Genomic DNA, 17,290 nt, shown 5'->3' with positions numbered 1-17,290 from the left:
AGTATTATTTTTCAATCGCTAAGCCGTATTCCAGGCTCGCATCCTGAAGCCACAACCACAGGTAATCAGCGAAGCTGCGGCGAATCACTAACTCGAAACGCTCATCTTCAATGCGGCGGATGATTGCGCCGCTTTTCGCGAACACGCTCGATACCACTTTACCTGCCGGGAACTCGCTTGGGTGGAAATCGATTGGACACGATTTCTTCAGCACGTCTACCGCAAATGGGCCAGACAGTTCCAGAATGGTTGAACCGCCACTGCCGTTTACCAGCGAGTAGTGTCCAGGCAAACGCTCACGGAAAGCCGCTTCGACATCAAATGCTGCCAGACCAGGAACGGTGATCAGCCACTCATCAGGAGATAACCAGCGCGCTGCGTAGTCTCCTTTTGAGGTTGAAGTCAGCGGTTGCAGTGGCAGCGGGAAGCCCAGAATGGACTCCACAGCACTGGTTTGCTCTTCATTGGATGCATCACAACGCAGTGTCAGGTGACCCATCAGTTTCAGCTCTTTCAGAACCACGCCTTTGCCTTTGGCCGGCATGCTGGCCAGTTTATCCAGCTCAGCGTGATGCAGTGGTGATTCACCGAGGATTTCTCCACCAGGGATCTGGTTCATCAGGTCAACGCCACCTTGAACGTTTGCTTTATCAATCACAACAGAATCAGACATGTTGGCGCTCTCCTTTTGGATCCAAGAAAATAGGGCTACAGATTTCAGCTTCGATAACAGAGCCATCAACCTGCGGGTAGAATACTTTCTCACCCATGCGGTTCAGGCCACCTTTGACAAAGCCCATCGCAATACTGCGGTTCAGGTTAGCACTCCAGTAACTTGAAGTGATGTGACCCACCATTGGCATCGGAATTGGTGCATTCGGGTCAAAGACGCCTTGTGAACCTTCCGGCAGTACCACGTTTGGATCAATCGTTTTCAGACCGACCAGCTGTTTACGGTTATCACGTACACAGTCTTCACGTGCCATACCACGCTTACCGATGTAGCTGAATGGCTTGCTGTTCGCCACACACCAGCTCATGCCAAGGTCGTGTGGATGAACGCTGCCGTCTGTATCCTGACCTGCGATAATGAAGCCTTTTTCTGCACGCAGAATGTGCATGGTTTCAGTACCGTAAGGTGTGATGTTGTACTTCTTACCGTGTTCAATCAGTTTCTTCCAAACGTGCATGCCGTAGTTAGCCTGTACGTTGATCTCGAAAGACAGTTCGCCGGTGAACGAGATACGGAAGATACGAGCCGGAATACCTGCCACTGTTGCTTGCTGCCAGTCCATGAACGCGAAGTTATCTTTGCTCAGGTCTGCGTCAGTCAGTTCTTCCAACAGTTTGCGGCTGTTCGGACCAGAAATAGTCGCTGTCGCCCAGTGGTCAGTCACAGAAGTGAAGTACACTTCCAGATCCGGCCATTCGGTTTGATGGTAAAGTTCCAGCCATTCCAGTACTCGCGCTGCGCCACCGGTTGTCGTGGTCATCATGAAGTGGTTTTCGCTCAGGCATGAAGTTACACCATCATCGAATACCATACCGTCTTCACCACACATCAGGCCGTAACGACACTTACCTACTGGCAGTTTCGCCCAAGCGTTGGTGTATACGCGACCCAGGAATTCACGGGCATCTTTACCCTGGATATCAATTTTACCCAGTGTTGATGCATCCAGAATGCCCACAGACTCACGGACGGCCATACATTCACGGTCCAGAGACTGTTGCATGGTCTCATTACCTTTAGGGTAGTACCATGGACGTTTCCAAAGACCAACATCTTCAAATTTCGCGCCGTTTCTCCAGGTGCCACTGATGCATTGCAGTGTAGCGTTTAGGATCAAACAGCTCTTTACAGTTACGGCCGGCAATCGCACCAAACGTCACAGGTGTGTAGTTTGGACGGAATACGGTAGTACCTGTTTCAGGAATGGTCTTGTTCAGTGCTTTCGCAGTGATTGCCATACCGTTGATGTTACCCAGTTTGCCCTGGTCAGTACCAAAGCCCATTGCGGTGTAACGTTTTACGTGTTCGATTGACTCAAAACCTTCACGACACGCCAGCTCGATACCGGCTGCAGTTACGTCATTCTGGAAGTCAACAAACTGTTTTGGTGCCTTAGACGTTTTCTTATCGTGCGGGATATGGAAAAGCGCCATAGGTTTTGCTGAAGTTTCAGTGTTCAGTGCTGGCATAGCAACATCAACCGCGCTCAGACCGACTTCCTGAATCGCTTTGATACCTGCTTCGATACCTTGTTGCATTGCAGCTTCAGTGGTGAACTTACCAGTAATAGCACCGGCAATCAGTTGCTTCTGCTTAGTTGCACCTGGTACGAAACCAATAACTTCATCGTCCCAAACCGGACGGCTGCCAGTGTGACAAGACAGGTGAACAACCGGACTGAAACCGCCAGAAGTTGCCACTGTGTCAGCAGTCAGAATTTCGCCCTTACCACGCACAGCGTTGCCGTTGGCGTCGATTGGAGCCACGCGAACACCCGTCACACGTTTGCTGCCTTGCGCTTCGATAACTGCAGAACCCTTGATGACACGGATGCCAGCCTGAGTCGCTTTGTGGATCAGAACGCTGTCAGCCTGAGCACGGGTATCAACCACAGCCACAACCTGACGGCCGGCTTCATGCCAGTCCAGTGCAGTCTGGTAACCGCTGTCGTTGGTGGTCATTACTACCAGTTTTTCGCCTGGTACAACCGAGTAACGGTTGATGTAGGTCGAAATCGCGCCACACAGCATGCTGCCTGGCAGGTCATTGTTACCGAACACCAGTGGACGCTCGTGCGCACCCGTTGCCAGTACAACCCATTTTGCACGGACACGGTGCATGCGCTGACGGACAGTGTTAACCGGAGCCAGGTCAGCCAGGTGGTCAGTACAACGTTCATGAATGGTCAGGAAGTTGTGGTCATGGTAGCCGTTCACTGTTGAACGAGGCAGTAGCATCACTTCCGGACAAGATTTCAGCTCAGAGACTACGTCGTTTACCCACTCGGTCGCAGGAAGATCGTTGATTTTCTCTTTTGAGCTCAGCAGTGAACCACCCATTTCAGATTGTTCATCAGCCAGAATTACACGTGCGCCGCTGCGTGCTGCAGCCAGAGCTGCCATCAGACCAGCAGGGCCGGCACCGACAACCAGAACATCGCAGTACTGGTTTACGTTTTCGTAGCGATCCGGATCGTTTTCCAGTGGAGAAACGGCCAAGACCTGCAGCGCGACGAATGAATTTTTCGTAGGTTTCCCACATAGACTTCGGATACATGAAAGTCTTGTAGTAGAAACCAGGAGGCATCATGCTGCCACCGACTTTACCGATGATACCCATCACGTCGGTTTCAACATTTGGCCAGCCGTTAGTCGACTGACCGACTAGTCCGTTAAACAGCTCTTGCTGTGTACCACGAACGTTTGGAACCTGAGTCGCTTCAGTGGCGCCAATTTGGAAAATTGCATTTGGCTCTTCTGCGCCCGCCGCGACGATACCGCGTGGACGGCTGTATTTGAAACTGCGGCCAACAACATCAACACCATTCGCCAGTAGTGCCGATGCCAGCGTATCGCCTTTAAAACCACGATAAGACTTTCCGTTGAACTGGAAAGTAACAGGTTGTGAGCGATCAATACGGCTTTCCGCTGCAATACGATTTACCTGTGTCATCCTAACACTCCTTTACTCCGCAACCACTGATGGTTGCTCTCCAATTTTGTAGACTTCTTTGATTTCGTAAGTCTGTGTATCGCGGGTCACGTTGAAGAACTTGCGACAACCTGCTGAATGCACCCACATTTCGTGGTGAAGACCACGCGGGTTTTTACGGAAGAACAGGTACTGGCCCCACTCTTCGTCTGTGCATGAATCCGGGTCCAGAGGGCGCTGAATGTGCGCCTGGCCCTTAGCATGGAACTCTTCTTCTTCACGATACTCACCGCAGTGAGGACAATAGATCAGCAACATAATACGTCTCCTGTTAGTGCGCTACGCCTGCGGCACCGTGTTCATCGATCAGTGCGCCATTGTTGAAACGGAACATTGAGAATGGCGCAGCCAATTCATGCATTTCACCTTTTGCCAGGCTCGCGGCAAATACGTTGCCTGATCCCGGGGTCGCTTTAAAGCCACCGGTACCCCAACCACAGTTGAAGAACAGGTTCTCGACCGGAGTCTTAGTCATGATTGGACATGCATCTGCTGTTGTATCAACGATACCGCCCCACTGACGGTTCATGCGAACACGTGAGAAGATTGGGAACATTTCAACAATTGCCTGCACCGTGTGCTCAATCGTTGAGTAAGAACCACGCTGACCGTAACCGTTATAGCCATCGATACCTGCACCGATAACCAGGTCGCCTTTGTCCGACTGGCTCACGTAACCGTGTACGTGGTTCGACATAACAACAGTGTCGATGATTGGTTTGATTGGCTCAGAAACCAGAGCCTGTAGCGGGTGTGATTCCAGTGGCATATCGAAACCGGCCATTTTCGCCAGTACGCCAGAGTTACCTGCTACCACACAACCTACGCGGTCAGCCATGATGTTGCCGTAGCGGTTAGTTTTCACACCAACAATCGCGCCGTCTTCGATGATCATGTCAACTACTTCAGTTTGCTGAATCAGGTCAACACCCATACTGTCTGCGCCGCGGGCAAAGCCCCATGCAACCGCATCGTGACGTGCCACACCTGCGTTAGGCTGCCATGAGGCACCCATCACCGGGTAACGAGCGTTTTCAGAGCAATCCATGTGAGGAACAATTTCTTTCACCTGTTTTGCGTCCAGTACTTCACCTTTAATACCGTTCAGGCGGTTTGCCGCTACACGACGTTCGATATCACGCATGTCTTGCAGTGTGTGACCAACGTTCAGACAGCCACGCTTAGAGAACATCACGTTGTAGTTCAGATCCTGTGACAGACCGTCCCACAGTTTCAGTGAGTGTTCAAACAGGAATGCTGCTTCGTCCCACAGGTAGTTTGAACGCACGATAGTTGTGTTACGTGCTGTGTTACCACCACCCAGGTAACCTTTTTCAATTACTGCTACGTTAGTAATGCCGTGCTCTTTGGCCAGGTAGTAGGCTGTTGCCAGACCGTGACCGCCGCCACCAACGATGATGACGTCATATTTCTTTTTCGGAGTCGGATTACGCCACACGCTCTGCCAGTTTTCGTGGTGAGATAGCGAGTGCTTAAAGAGACCAAAGCCGGAATAATGCTGCATTGTTTTGTTCCTTCATTTCAGCCAAAATCCAAATGTCATCACTAACATTTACTGGTATGCCGGGAAATCACGACATAGCGCTTGGACGTTGTTGCGTACTTGTTCAATCACAAGTGCCAGCGCTTGCGGTTCGTTGAGCACATCCAGGATGTCTGCAATCCAACCAGCCAGAGCTTCACACTCAGTGACACCGAATTTACGGGTAGTAACCACTGGCGTACCGATACGCAGACCAGAGGTGACGAATGGAGACTGAGGGTCACCAGGAACAGCGTTTTTGTTCACAGTGATACCCGCCTGGCCCAGTGCTGCATCAGCAGCTTTACCTGTCAGACCCTGACGAATCAGGCTCAGCAGGAACAGGTGGTTGTCAGTGCCGCCAGAAACAACATCGAAACCGCGCTCGATGAAGACTTTCGCCATCGCCTGAGCGTTTAGAACTACTTGTTTCTGGTACTCTGCAAATTCAGGCTCTAATGCTTCTTTAAACGCAACAGCTTTTGCTGCGATAACGTGCATCAGCGGGCCGCCCTGGCCACCTGGGAATACAGCTGCGTTGAGTTTCTTTTCCAGTTCGGCGTCACGAGAGATGATCAGACCGCCGCGTGGACCGCGCAGAGTTTTGTGCGTTGTGGTTGTTACCACATCAGCGAAAGGAACCGGGTTTGGATAAACACCAGCAGCAACCAGACCAGCAACGTGCGCCATGTCGACAAACAGGTAAGCACCCACTTTGTCTGCGATTTCTCGGAAACGAGCCCAGTCAACAACGCGTGAGTAAGCTGAGAAGCCTGCTACGATCATTTTTGGTTTGTGTTCCAGAGCCAGCGCTTCAACTTCTGCGTAGTCAATTTCGCCTGTTTCTTCGTTCAGACCGTACTGAACGGCATTGTAGATTTTACCGGAGAAGTTCACGTGAGAAACCGTGAGTCAGGTGTCCACCGTGAGCCAGGCTCATACCCAGAACCGTGTCGCCTGGTTCACACAGCGCCATGTATACCGCTGCGTTTGCCTGAGAACCGGAGTGTGGTTGTACGTTAGCGTACTCAGCGCCGAACAGTGCTTTCGCACGATCGATCGCCAGTTGTTCAACATCATCGACATATTCACAACCGCCGTAGTAACGTTTTGCCGGGTAACCTTCAGCATACTTGTTTGTCAGCATGGTGCCCTGAGCTTGCATAACGCGCGGGCTGGTGTAGTTTTCCGAAGCAATCAGCTCGATGTGGTTTTCTTGTCGCTTTTCTTCTTTAGTGATCGCCGCCCACAGCTCGCTGTCGTACGATTCGATTGTCTGGTCTTTGCTGAACATGTCGTCTCCTTGATATAATCTTTTTTTCCTTTATTCGATTGATGCCGGATTCTGGTGTTATCTGGTACACAGTTGAGCCTTGTGTCATCCAAAAACAGAAACCGTAATCACAACGCAATAGTAACGAATCGGTAACATGCTACTTGCGTAATCGCGCCGTTAGATTGCGAATTTGCGACAAGGTCAAAAAACACACATAACCTTTTGTTAAATATAAAAAAACCGGAGTTTATAACTCCGGTTTTGCTAAAAATGTCGTTTTACGACAGATAAAATCGCTACAATTTAAAGCGGCCGACAATAGAACCAAGCTGAGTATTGACGCTTGCTATCTCTTCCGCGTCACGTATCGCCTGCTGTCCGTTCTTGTCGAGATTACTCACAATGTCACTGATCGCATTCATATTACGACTCACTTCTTGAGTCACGCAGCTCTGTTTCTTCAGCGGCAGTCGCGATCTGGGCGCTGAGGTCGTTGATTTCATCGACAAAGCGCGTCAGGGTTTCCAAGCTCGCTTCAACCTCTGTTGAACCCTCAGCGGTTTCCTGACAGCGTTCTTTGTATAGTGCATTGAATCAACCACCGTCTGACAACCACTCAGCAGCTCGCTCAGCGCTTCTTCTATTTCACCGGTACTCTCTTTGGTGCGGCTGGCTAGCTTGCGTACTTCGTCTGCCACCACAGCAAAGCCACGCCCCTGATCGCCGGCGCGCGCTGCCTCGATCGCGGCATTGAGCGCCAACAAGTTGGTTTGCTCGGCAATATCACCAATCACGTTCAGGATCGTGCTGATGTTTTGTGTTTGGTCATTCATCTTCTGAACGTCCAGTGACGCTTTTTCAACGTCAGCAATCAGGGCCGATACGGTCTGTTTCGATTTGTCGACAATACGACGTGATTCATCACTGGTTCTGTTGGCTTGCTGTGTCAGACTGGCGGTATTAGCGGCATCGGTCGCCATGGAATTTGCCGTCGCGTCCATCTCCTCTACTGCGGTAACAATCTGTTCAGTTTCGGTGACATGGCTTTGCAGTATATGGCTGTTGCTGCTTGACTGCTGACGCAGACGCTGCACGTTATCCTGCAATGATCCACTGGCCTGTTTTACTTCCAGCATCATGTTCTGCAGATCTTCGATAAAGCGGTTCACCCCCTGCGAAATCTGGCCGATATCGTCGTTAGAAGAGACGCTCAGACGCTGGGTCAGTTCACCGTTACCACTGGACAGATTGGCAATCGTGTCGCGCAAAGAAATAATCGGACGATACAGCAGATTGATCAGGAAAAATGCGATAACCACGCAAACTATCGTGGCAACGATGGTCACTATGATGGCGTTGTTTCTGGTTTCATCAAGCTGAGCAAAGGCAACCGAACGATCCAGTCCAATGGCGTAGTACCATTTTTTGTCGCCGACATTAATCGCATGTGAGAACAAGATTTTGTCGTGCCCGTCGAGCGTGTACTCAAACACCGCTTTCTCTTTACCGACGGCATTCAACGCTGCTTCTTTAAACCACGGATAGTCTGTGCCTTTATCGCCACCTTTAATCGCTGATGATGATGACGCAAGCAATGTGGTGCTGTCATTCATGATCACCGCGACAGCGCCAGGGATACTCGTTTTGACCATTTCGTTCAAAAACGATAAGGTCATATCCGCTGATACCGTGCCGCCGTGCATTTTTTCAATGATGGTTATCCAGTAGGCACCGTCTGTGCCGACATATGGGTCGGTTACTGTGACACCGGAAGCGCTTTGCGCTGCCTGATACCAGGGACGCTGGGTAAAATCATCATTGAATTTGTGGTTTGGCCAATTTGCTGTCGCGACGTTCCAATACGCGTCGCCATTATCAAATGCCAGTACTGCACTGCCTAGGTTCATGGCATTGGCGAGAAACTTGGTTTTTGCAATCAGTTCATCTTGGGTTCCGGTGAGTGGCTGGTTTTTATACTGCTGAGCAATTTTGCTCACACCACCCACTTTTTCGTTAACATAGGTGCTAATCATTCCTGCTTGCTCAAACACAAAGCTTTCACTTTGAGCGATGATACTCTTCGTTAAGGAGGATTTTTGCTCAAAGTAGGAAGCGAAATTGGCAGATCTACGGAAATGGCAACTAACAAGATAACGGATAGTAATAAAGTTCTTTTTAATCCCATGTTTTTCATTTATTTTTCCATCTCAAATGGTGATTTATGGCAGTGCTGACTGAATATTCCTATAGTAGGAGAGAAACCTACTTGAGCGAGTTGGCCTAAATCACCTTCTTGGAAAAGAGTAGCACCCATCTTGTACGGGTGCTTAGCTTCTCACGACACCTAGTGATTTTTTATAACCAACAATGGAGAGAAAATGAGTAGCGATAATGGTGGTGTTCCCCACCCTAGTGGCAAAGCAAACCCAATCGATACGGATTATACCGTTGGTCAGGACAACGTCGTTCTTTCCGTCGGTCCGTTTGGTCTGGACATTCATAACCGGGTTTTCGCCGTCTCAGGCTTAGCGATTGTCATCTTTGTATTTGCAACCCTAATCTTTCGCGAACAAGTCGAACCCCTGTTTCTTCACTTAAGATCTTGGCTCACCTCAAGTCTTGACTGGTTCTTCTTGTTATCAGGTAACATTTTTGTCGTCGTCTGCCTGGCTCTGGCCATATCACCGTTAGGCCGGGTCAGAATCGGCGGTACCGATGCAACACCGGACTATTCCTATTCAGGCTGGCTGGCGATGCTGTTTGCAGCCGGTATGGGCATTGGCTTGGTGTTTCTTTGGCGTATCTGAGCCGATGTCGCATTTTAGCACCGCTCTGGCTGGACCTACCTTTGAAAACGGAGTCCGGACCGACTGGGCACCATTAGGTGGTGCTCTGGGCGATAGCGAAGCGGCACGTTCACTCGGCATGGCTGCGACCATTTACCACTGGGCACTGCATCCTTGGGCGATTTATGCATTGCTCGCTCTGGGACTGGCGATCTTTTCGTTTAACAAAGGCTTACCACTGACCATGCGTTCAGTGTTTTACCCGCTGTTTGGCGAACGAGTCTGGGGCTGGACCGGTCATATCATCGATATTCTGGCAATTGTAGCGACTGTCTTCGGTCTGGCGACCTCGCTGGGCTATGGTGCGTCTCAGGCTGCAACCGGTCTGAACTTCCTGTTTGATATCCCGCTTACCGATACCACGCAAATCATCCTGATCATTGTCATCACCGGTTTTGCCCTGCTGTCGGTTCTGGCTGGTCTTGATGGCGGTGTGAAACGCTTGTCTGAAGTGAATATGTTGCTTGCCGCACTGCTGCTGTTTTTCGTGGTAGTGATTGGCCCGACAGCGGCGATTCTGCTCGGCTTTTTCGATAACATCGGTGCCTACCTGACCAACTTCCCGGCCCTTTCAATGCCGTTCGGCCGTGAAGATGTGAACTACTCACAAGGCTGGACATCATTCTACTGGGCGTGGTGGATTTCATGGTCGCCATTCGTCGGCATGTTTATCGCCCGTGTATCACGTGGTCGTACCGTGCGCGAGTTTATCGTCTGCGTTCTGATTGTTCCGTCAACCGTGTGTGTGTTCTGGATGACGGCATTTGGTGGCACAGCTATCAGCCAGTTCGTTAACGATGGCTACAAAGCCGTGATGGACGCCGACCTGCCACTTAAACTGTTTGAAATGCTCAAAGTCATGCCGCTGCATGAAATCACGTCTTTCATCGGTATTGTGCTGGTTGTGGTGTTCTTTATTACCTCATCGGACTCAGGCTCACTGGTTATCGACACCATTGCTGCAGGCGGTAAAGTGGATGCTCCGACGCCTCAGCGCGTTTTCTGGTGTACGTTTGAGGGCTTGGTTGCAATTGCATTGCTGCTGGGTGGTGGCCTGGCTGCCGCCCAGGCGATGGCGGTAACCACCGGCTTTCCGTTCACCATAGTGCTGTTGATCGCGACCATATCGCTGATCAAAGGCCTGATGAGCGAACCGCGGGTTAAGAAAGCCAAATAGCGGTTTGTTTTAACTACAAAGTGCAGGCGCCGTGACCAAGTCTGAGCAACGGCGCCACTCAGTGATAACGTAACGGTTTAAGTACGAAAAAAGCCTCGCAGTAACCACTGCGAGGCTTTTGTTTGTGTGCGCATGAAATGCTAAAGGCGGCTCTATCAGGCCTTGTTCTGACCCAGCACTTCCTGCGCTTGCGGCTGAGTCATCGTAATGTGCAGATCGCGTTGCGGGAACGGAATTGTCATGCCAGCCTCCTCAATCTTACCTTTCACCTGGCGCTGAATGCTCCAGTAGGTTTCCCAGTATTTATCCGTAGTACACCAGGCGCGCAGTTGCAGATTCACTGAACTGTCCGCCAGCATCTGCACCATCACCTGAGGTTTAGGATCCAGCATCACCGCTTCATGGCTGAGCGCTAAGTCCTGCAGAAACCTGCAGACCAGTTTCAATCGAATCCTCATAAGAGATGCCGACCACAATCTCCATACGACGGCGACCGTTGCGGCTGAAGTTACGGATGGTTGCATTCCAGACAGTACGGTTCGGACTGGAAATATAAAGGCCGTCACCCGTCTCAAATACCGAGGTAAACAGACCAATATCTTTTACTGTGCCGCTGTAACCAGCGAACTCAACGAATTCACCTTTTTTAATCGGTTTCAGGAACAGGATCATAATGCCCGCGGCAATATTGCTCAGGGTATCTTTTAGTGCCAGACCAATCGCCAAACCGGCCGCACCGACCAGAGCAACTAAACTGGTTGTGTTGACACCAAACAGGTCAAGAATGATGACCAGAGCCAGGATATAGACGATATAGCCCCCGACTTTTGACATCAACGACGCGACAATTTCATCACCATTGCTCACTTTCATGATGGCTTTCTGAATGCCGGCACGCATCAGTTTCGATGCGATAGAAGCGATCACTAAAATAAGCAGGGTCAAAATTGAATTTTGGATGATATCCAGAATCAACGCCTGATGCGTCTCGTAAAAGCTGACGAGTAACTCCATTTTTATCTCCGTAACGGGTTATGGATGTTTTAAAACAGTGCCCGGATATCTAAACCAGGCACCAGCATTAAGCAGTGCTAACCAACACTGCCTTGAATCAAGTAAATGTTATAACTTAAATAACACAGAACGAACACTCCCCCTTCCAAACGGGAAATGGTTTTTGCTTTACCAATTTTGACCGCAGTGAAGAGCAGCAAGGCCGTACAGAACAGGACCGATGACCAGTCACGCCAGAAAATTTCCGCACCAACACCAGAAATCGGTTCGATGGCACCGGCAATACCGACCACGGCCAACGAGTTAAACATGTTTGAGCCTACCACGTTACCGACAGCCAAGTCATGCTCACCTTTACGCGCTGCGGCAAGCGAGGCCGCAAGTTCCGGCAATGAAGTCCCCAAAGCGACAATCGTCAGACCTATCGTCAGTTCGCTGACGCCCAGTTGCTGCGCAATATTGACCGCTCCCCACACTAAAATACGAGAGCTGGCGACCAACAGCACCAAACCAGTAACGAGCCAGAAAATAGCGCGGGATAAGGTCATAGATTGCGGCATCACCTGCTGTTCTACTTCAGGCGGTAGTTGGCTTTTCCGAGAGCGCAAAGCACTCAATAACGACCAACCGACAATACTGACAAACGCAATCAGCAGCACCCAGGCCTCAAACGAGCTGATATTGTGATCCCACAGCATCACGCCTAACGCCAGAGTAATCAAAAGCAGAATCGGCAACTCTTTGCGAATAATAGTCGAATGGACAGCTAACGGCGCTATCATGGCCGTTAAACCAAGAATAAGACTGATGTTGATGATATTGGAGCCGAGTGCATTCCCCAAAGCCAGCGAAGGGTTGCCATCGAGTGCCGCCATCGCGGATACCACCATCTCAGGAGCTGAGGTACCAAAACCGATCACCAGCATCCCAACCACCAATGGCGGTGTGCCGGCATAACGCGCACTTACTGCAGCACCTTCGATAAATCGGTCTGCGCTCCACATCAGGAGAATGAATCCGGCAATAATTGCCAGTATCGAAAACAACATAGTTTCAGTCCTACTATCTATACATGCTTAAAAACGGGGAAATAAGAAGGATGTATGAGTCAGTATCAAACTATGACGTTGTTCTGATGAGTATACCAAATTATCACTTTCGATTGTGACAACAATTTGGGCTCACCATGCTTATTTTTACAGTCGGCGTAAAATTTCGTGGGCGGCATAAAAGTCAGCCCACCCGAACATTCGGATGGGCTGACTAATGAATTAAATCAGACAGGCGTTACAGCTTCTGGTTGAACTGACTGACCGCATCCACAACCCGCTGCGAACCACGCTGAATGTCTTCCATCACCTGTCCGGCCTCTGTCGACAACTCCAGCGTATCACCAGCCTGAGACTGGCAAGCGGCAATCAGTTCCACCGCAGTGCGGGTGCGTTTCAGGTTCTCGGTCACCACGGTACTGATCTCTTCGGTAGTACTGTTCGTGCGTGATGCCAACTGTCTGACTTCATCGGCGACCACAGCAAACCCGCGCCCTTGTTCGCCGGCACGCGCTGCTTCAATGGCCGCATTGAGCGCCAGCAGATTGGTCTGATCCGCGATACCGCTGATACTGGTGACCAGATCGTCGATGCGTTTAGACTGTTCGTTCAACGCCTCAATCGCTGCACTGGCCTGTTTCATCTGCGCCACCAGTGCTTCCATTTTGGCGATGGTGGTACTCACCACCTGCTGGCCTTGCGCGGTCTGTTTACCGGTAATCTCTGATACATCAAAAGCAATCTGCGCCGCTTCCGACACCGCTATTTCCTGATTAACCAGATCGGTGATCACAGTGGCGAAACTTCACCACTTTATACAGCTCGCCTTCTGAATTGTGAATCGGGTTATAAGAAGCTTCTAGCCATACAACCTGTCCGTGACTGTCAATACGTTTGAAACGATCAGATACAAACTGCCCCGAAGCCAGTTTACGCCAGAACTCTTTGTACGATGAGGAGTTCACCTCTTGTGATTCACAGAAAATCCGGTGGTGTTTACCAGCGATCTGATCATTACTGCGATAACCCATGGTACGTAAAAAGTTATCGTTAGCGCGTAAAATAGTGCCATCAAGGGAAAACTCAATCACCGCTGTCGAACGATTCAACGCTTTGAGCATGTCTTCGTGCTCACGGGACGTTTTGATGGTCCTTGTCAGCTCAGAGCCGTAAATCAGAAAGTGTTCCAACTTACCTTTACCACTGACTATAGGCTGCAGGATAACGCGTATCCACGCATCATCACCATTGCCCTTTTCAATCTGTAAGGCGCCGTTCCAATGCTCTTTCTGCTCAATAGCGGCTTTCATGCGCTTAAAGTGTGGCGTATTACGAGCATTCCGCGGCACCAAGTCAGTCAAATGTTTACCAACTAATGTCTGCTCGGTCAGCCCTAAATCTGTTTGCAGGCGTTGGTTAACTGATACAACATCCCCCTGTGTATCCAAGGTGATTCGCATCATGTCTGTATCAAGGCTATCCCGCATCTGTTCCAGAGAGTAGAGAGATTCTCTCAGTTGCTGGTTTTCCTTTTGCAATGACTTATTGAAAAACATATTCGCCCTATTTAAACGCCAAAGGTATAGAAACAATATTAGCCCATGACCGGTTATGAAACACAGCTTTTGAAAGTCAGTCAGGGAAGAATATTTATGATTGATAAGTTTAATGGTTATCGGATAAAACATGCCAGTCTTTTGTTTCAGCTGATAATTCTGTTAGGTAGGTTCCAAATTTAACCAACCCCACACCACCGCCTATCCAAAGGTCCGGACTTTTTAAGAGTATCTATTTCAACGAAGCAACTATTCAAAATAAAGTCACTATATAGAAATAGAACTTAGCATGACGATTAAAAATAGAGTAATTCTGAAAAGAAAATGACATCCTGAAATTTGGCCGGTCTGGCACAGCCCGGAAACAAAAAACCACCTGAGCGCAGGTGGTTTTTTTCAATGATTTTATGCACTCTATTTAGACAATGCCGACACGTAATGAATGGCGTCAACCAGCTCTTGCGCGGCAATCGTACGTGGCATATTGCCCATATCTGAAGTATTCACTGATGCGGTGGCGATATCAAACAGCTCCGTCTCCGTCAGCTCAGCAATTTCAGCCAGAGTCACCGGAATCCCACAACGTTTCGCCAGGTCAATTTCCCCGCGGATTTCATCGTCCGGACGACCTTCCAGCACCTGCAGTACCAGGTTACCAAAACCGACCAGCAGGCCATGCCCAAAGTCACGGGTTTTAGGGTTGGTGGTAAAGCCGTCAAACAGCGCATGCGATGCGGCAACGTGATCGCCCACGCCCATAATTGAAGTGAAACCGGCAAACAGTACGATAGCATCAGCAGCACCTTCCAGCGCATCGCTTGCTTGTTGCTTGGCATTATCCTGCATCGCCTGCTCACCGTAATCACGGATCAGGTCATAACACAGACGGCCATTTGAATAAGCGGAATAGTTAAAGCTGCATTTAGGCAGGTTATCGGCAATCGCACGGAATTCGTACAGTTTGGCCAGTGTGTCACCCAAGCCGGCAGATAACCAGCGTGGCGGCGCATGGGCCAGGATATCAGCATCGTTCACCAGAGACAGCGGCGCCTTGGCCAGCTGCTTCATGCCCACATAGTGGCCTGATTCATCGTACATCACCGTTACGGTTGAAGAGGCCGCACACGTTGCCGCGATCGTTGGAATGGTCACCACCGGCAGTTGCAGGTCATCAGCGACCCATTTACCCATATCAATCGCTTTACCGCCGCCGATAGCAAAGATCACATCGGCGCCAACATGCTTCGCCTGCTCGCTGAGACGCGTCATGTTCGCTTCCGTCACTTCACCGCCGTACCAACTGTCTGTTAGTTCACGGCTGCCCTTGACGCGTTGCAATGTTGGCAGAGTCACAGACAGCGCAGTCTTGCCTGCCACGATAAACACGCGTTGCAGCGAATCACTCAGTGATGAAAAGACGTTATCCAGACAATGACTGCCTTTCAAAATTTGGTGTGGAAGCGAAACGGTTTGTGTTTGCACGGTAATGATCCCTGTATCCTTTATATCTGGCGCCAATCTACAGAGTGGGCCCGGTGATGAGTATCGAATTCTTTGCAACTGAGCCATGACTTAATTTCATAGCTCAAACTACTCATCATTATGGACTAAGCGGGCCACGGCTTCATTATTCAACCAGGTGGATAGCTTTCCTGGGTGAATGACTTTCTCAGGTGAGGAGCACGCTTAGAGATATAGCACTCTCAGATAAATGCATCCTTGCCGCATCACGCGAGATACTTCGCCATTTCCTCCGCAGGCACCATACCACCGCCGGTCGCCCAGATCACATGGGTACTGTTTCGCGAGGCTATCCGTGTTAAGTCCGGTGGTTTGCAGATACTCAGGGTGTCGACTGACCACGACCGGGCCGTACACTGCCGCTGCCGCAGAAGGTTCAATCTGAATCTGCTCACTGGCGTCGACTGCTTTCAGCCAGGTCAGCATGTGCTCATCACTGATGGTGTAGTAACCGTCAATCAAACGCTGCATGGCACGGCCGACAAAGCCGGAAGGACGTCCGACCGCCAGACCATCGGCGGCAGTTTTGTTATCAACCCCAATATCCTGTACGCAAATACCGTCATGCAGGCCAGTGTGTACGCCCAGCAGCATGGCTGGCGAATGGGTCGGTTCGACGAAAATACAGTGCACATGGTCGCCAAACGCAAGTTTAAGGCCAAATGCGACCCCGCCCGGTCCGCCACCTACACCACATGGCAGATAAACAAACAGCGGATGCTCAGCATCGACGACAATGCCTCGTTCATCAAACTGAGCTTTGAGACGCTCTCCCGCCACCGCATAGCCGAGAAACAGCGTTGTGGAGTTTTCATCATCGATAAAGAAGCAATCAGGATCACTTTCGGCTGCCGCGCGGCCTTGTGCCACCGCCACACCATAATCCTGCTCATACTCGACCACAGTGACCCCATGCGAGCGCAGCTTACGCTTTTTCCACTCCCTGGCATCGGCGGACATATGGACCGTGACATCAAACCCTAATTTCGCGCTCATGATCCCAATTGACAGGCCGAGATTGCCGGTTGAACCGACCGCGACGCGATGGCGGCCAAACAGCGCCCGGCACTCGTCACAGAGCAACTTGCTGTAATCGTCATTGAGGTTGAGTAAGCCGGCTTGCAACGCCAGGGATTCGGCGTGAGTCAGCACTTCATAAATGCCGCCGCGCGCTTTAATCGAGCCGGAGATCGGTAAATGGCTGTCCTGTTTGAGATACACCTTGCCGATGGCTGACAGACCGGATTCCGCGACCAACCGCTGTTGCAGTTGGCTGACCGCGGTCAGTGGCGATTCGATTATCCCCTGGCTGGCACGGGTATCGGGAAACGCCTGCATCAGATAGGGGGCAAAGCGAGCCAGGCGATCACTGGCCTGTTTCACATCAACCGCATCCAGCCCCACATCTGGCAAAGCCGTCTGCAGGTCTGTCGCTGCAGGATTGAACCAACAGGTTTCCTGTAACTGAATCAACTGCTCTACCAAGGGATAACGACTGACTAACTGTTCAATCTCGGACTGATTCATTTCCTTTCCTTTTGATCTCACGCGCTCAGGTCACGACCAACGTGCACCTGAGCGCGA

At 50.5% G+C, this 17,290-nt stretch carries 10 protein-coding genes and 5 pseudogenes; 1 reads left to right on the top strand and 14 read right to left on the bottom strand.

The window, feature by feature from the left end; translation table 11 throughout:
* Nucleotides 1-4: 4 nt before the first annotated feature.
* From ABDK09_14485 to ABDK09_14445, 9 genes and pseudogenes are all read right to left on the bottom strand, one after another.
* Complete coding sequence (locus tag ABDK09_14485) at nt 5-673, bottom strand: sarcosine oxidase subunit gamma family protein (GenBank protein ID XAW90570.1); 669 nt, start codon at nt 671-673, stop codon at nt 5-7.
* Nucleotides 666-1,850, bottom strand: coding sequence for a glycine cleavage T C-terminal barrel domain-containing protein (locus tag ABDK09_14480; protein ID XAW90569.1), 1,185 nt, complete (start codon nt 1,848-1,850; stop codon nt 666-668). The genes ABDK09_14485 and ABDK09_14480 overlap by 8 nt, the downstream gene beginning before the upstream one ends.
* The gene (locus tag ABDK09_14475) at nt 1,789-3,135 is read right to left on the bottom strand and encodes an FAD-dependent oxidoreductase (GenBank protein ID XAW90747.1); all 1,347 of its coding nucleotides are present in this window, start codon (nt 3,133-3,135) and stop codon (nt 1,789-1,791) included. Before ABDK09_14475 ends, ABDK09_14480 begins: the two co-directional genes overlap by 62 nt.
* On the bottom strand, nt 3,086-3,685 hold the full coding sequence (locus ABDK09_14470; GenBank protein ID XAW90568.1) for a 2Fe-2S iron-sulfur cluster-binding protein: 600 nt from the start codon (nt 3,683-3,685) through the stop codon (nt 3,086-3,088). The genes ABDK09_14475 and ABDK09_14470 overlap by 50 nt, the downstream gene beginning before the upstream one ends.
* 12 nt (nt 3,686-3,697) lie before the next feature.
* Nucleotides 3,698-3,982, bottom strand: coding sequence for a sarcosine oxidase subunit delta (locus tag ABDK09_14465; protein ID XAW90567.1), 285 nt, complete (start codon nt 3,980-3,982; stop codon nt 3,698-3,700).
* 13 nt (nt 3,983-3,995) lie between these two features.
* Nucleotides 3,996-5,249 carry a sarcosine oxidase subunit beta family protein gene (locus tag ABDK09_14460; GenBank protein ID XAW90566.1) on the bottom strand — a complete coding sequence of 418 codons (1,254 nt, stop codon included), beginning with the start codon at nt 5,247-5,249 and terminating at the stop codon, nt 3,996-3,998.
* A gap of 48 nt (nt 5,250-5,297) precedes the next feature.
* Nucleotides 5,298-6,561: pseudogene (glyA, locus tag ABDK09_14455) on the bottom strand (serine hydroxymethyltransferase).
* Between the two features lie 278 nt (nt 6,562-6,839).
* Nucleotides 6,840-6,965, bottom strand: coding sequence for a hypothetical protein (locus ABDK09_14450; GenBank protein XAW90565.1), 126 nt, complete (start codon nt 6,963-6,965; stop codon nt 6,840-6,842).
* 93 nt (nt 6,966-7,058) lie between these two features.
* Nucleotides 7,059-8,576 carry a methyl-accepting chemotaxis protein gene (locus tag ABDK09_14445; GenBank protein ID XAW90564.1) on the bottom strand — a complete coding sequence of 506 codons (1,518 nt, stop codon included), beginning with the start codon at nt 8,574-8,576 and terminating at the stop codon, nt 7,059-7,061.
* 345 nt (nt 8,577-8,921) lie between these two features.
* Between ABDK09_14445 and ABDK09_14440 the strand changes: the two are divergent.
* Nucleotides 8,922-10,566 (top strand): annotated as a pseudogene (locus ABDK09_14440) (BCCT family transporter).
* Between the two features lie 155 nt (nt 10,567-10,721).
* Here the strand turns inward: ABDK09_14440 and ABDK09_14435 are convergent.
* The 5 genes and pseudogenes from ABDK09_14435 to ABDK09_14415 all read right to left on the bottom strand — a co-directional run bounded on the left by ABDK09_14435 (nt 10,722) and on the right by ABDK09_14415 (nt 17,233).
* Nucleotides 10,722-11,580 (bottom strand): annotated as a pseudogene (locus ABDK09_14435) (mechanosensitive ion channel family protein).
* 77 nt (nt 11,581-11,657) lie between these two features.
* The gene (locus ABDK09_14430; GenBank protein XAW90563.1) at nt 11,658-12,629 is read right to left on the bottom strand and encodes a calcium/sodium antiporter; all 972 of its coding nucleotides are present in this window, start codon (nt 12,627-12,629) and stop codon (nt 11,658-11,660) included.
* Between the two features lie 238 nt (nt 12,630-12,867).
* Nucleotides 12,868-14,185 (bottom strand): annotated as a pseudogene (locus ABDK09_14425) (methyl-accepting chemotaxis protein).
* A gap of 414 nt (nt 14,186-14,599) precedes the next feature.
* Nucleotides 14,600-15,667, bottom strand: coding sequence for an iron-containing alcohol dehydrogenase family protein (locus ABDK09_14420; GenBank protein ID XAW90562.1), 1,068 nt, complete (start codon nt 15,665-15,667; stop codon nt 14,600-14,602).
* 245 nt (nt 15,668-15,912) lie between these two features.
* Nucleotides 15,913-17,233: pseudogene (locus ABDK09_14415) on the bottom strand (D-serine ammonia-lyase).
* Nucleotides 17,234-17,290: the final 57 nt, after the last annotated feature.

Source organism: Vibrio sp. CDRSL-10 TSBA (assembly GCA_039696685.1).
Classification (GTDB): Bacteria; Pseudomonadota; Gammaproteobacteria; order Enterobacterales; family Vibrionaceae; genus Vibrio.
Note: the sequence above shows the minus strand (reverse complement) of the source record. Positions and strands in the feature narration are given on the sequence as shown.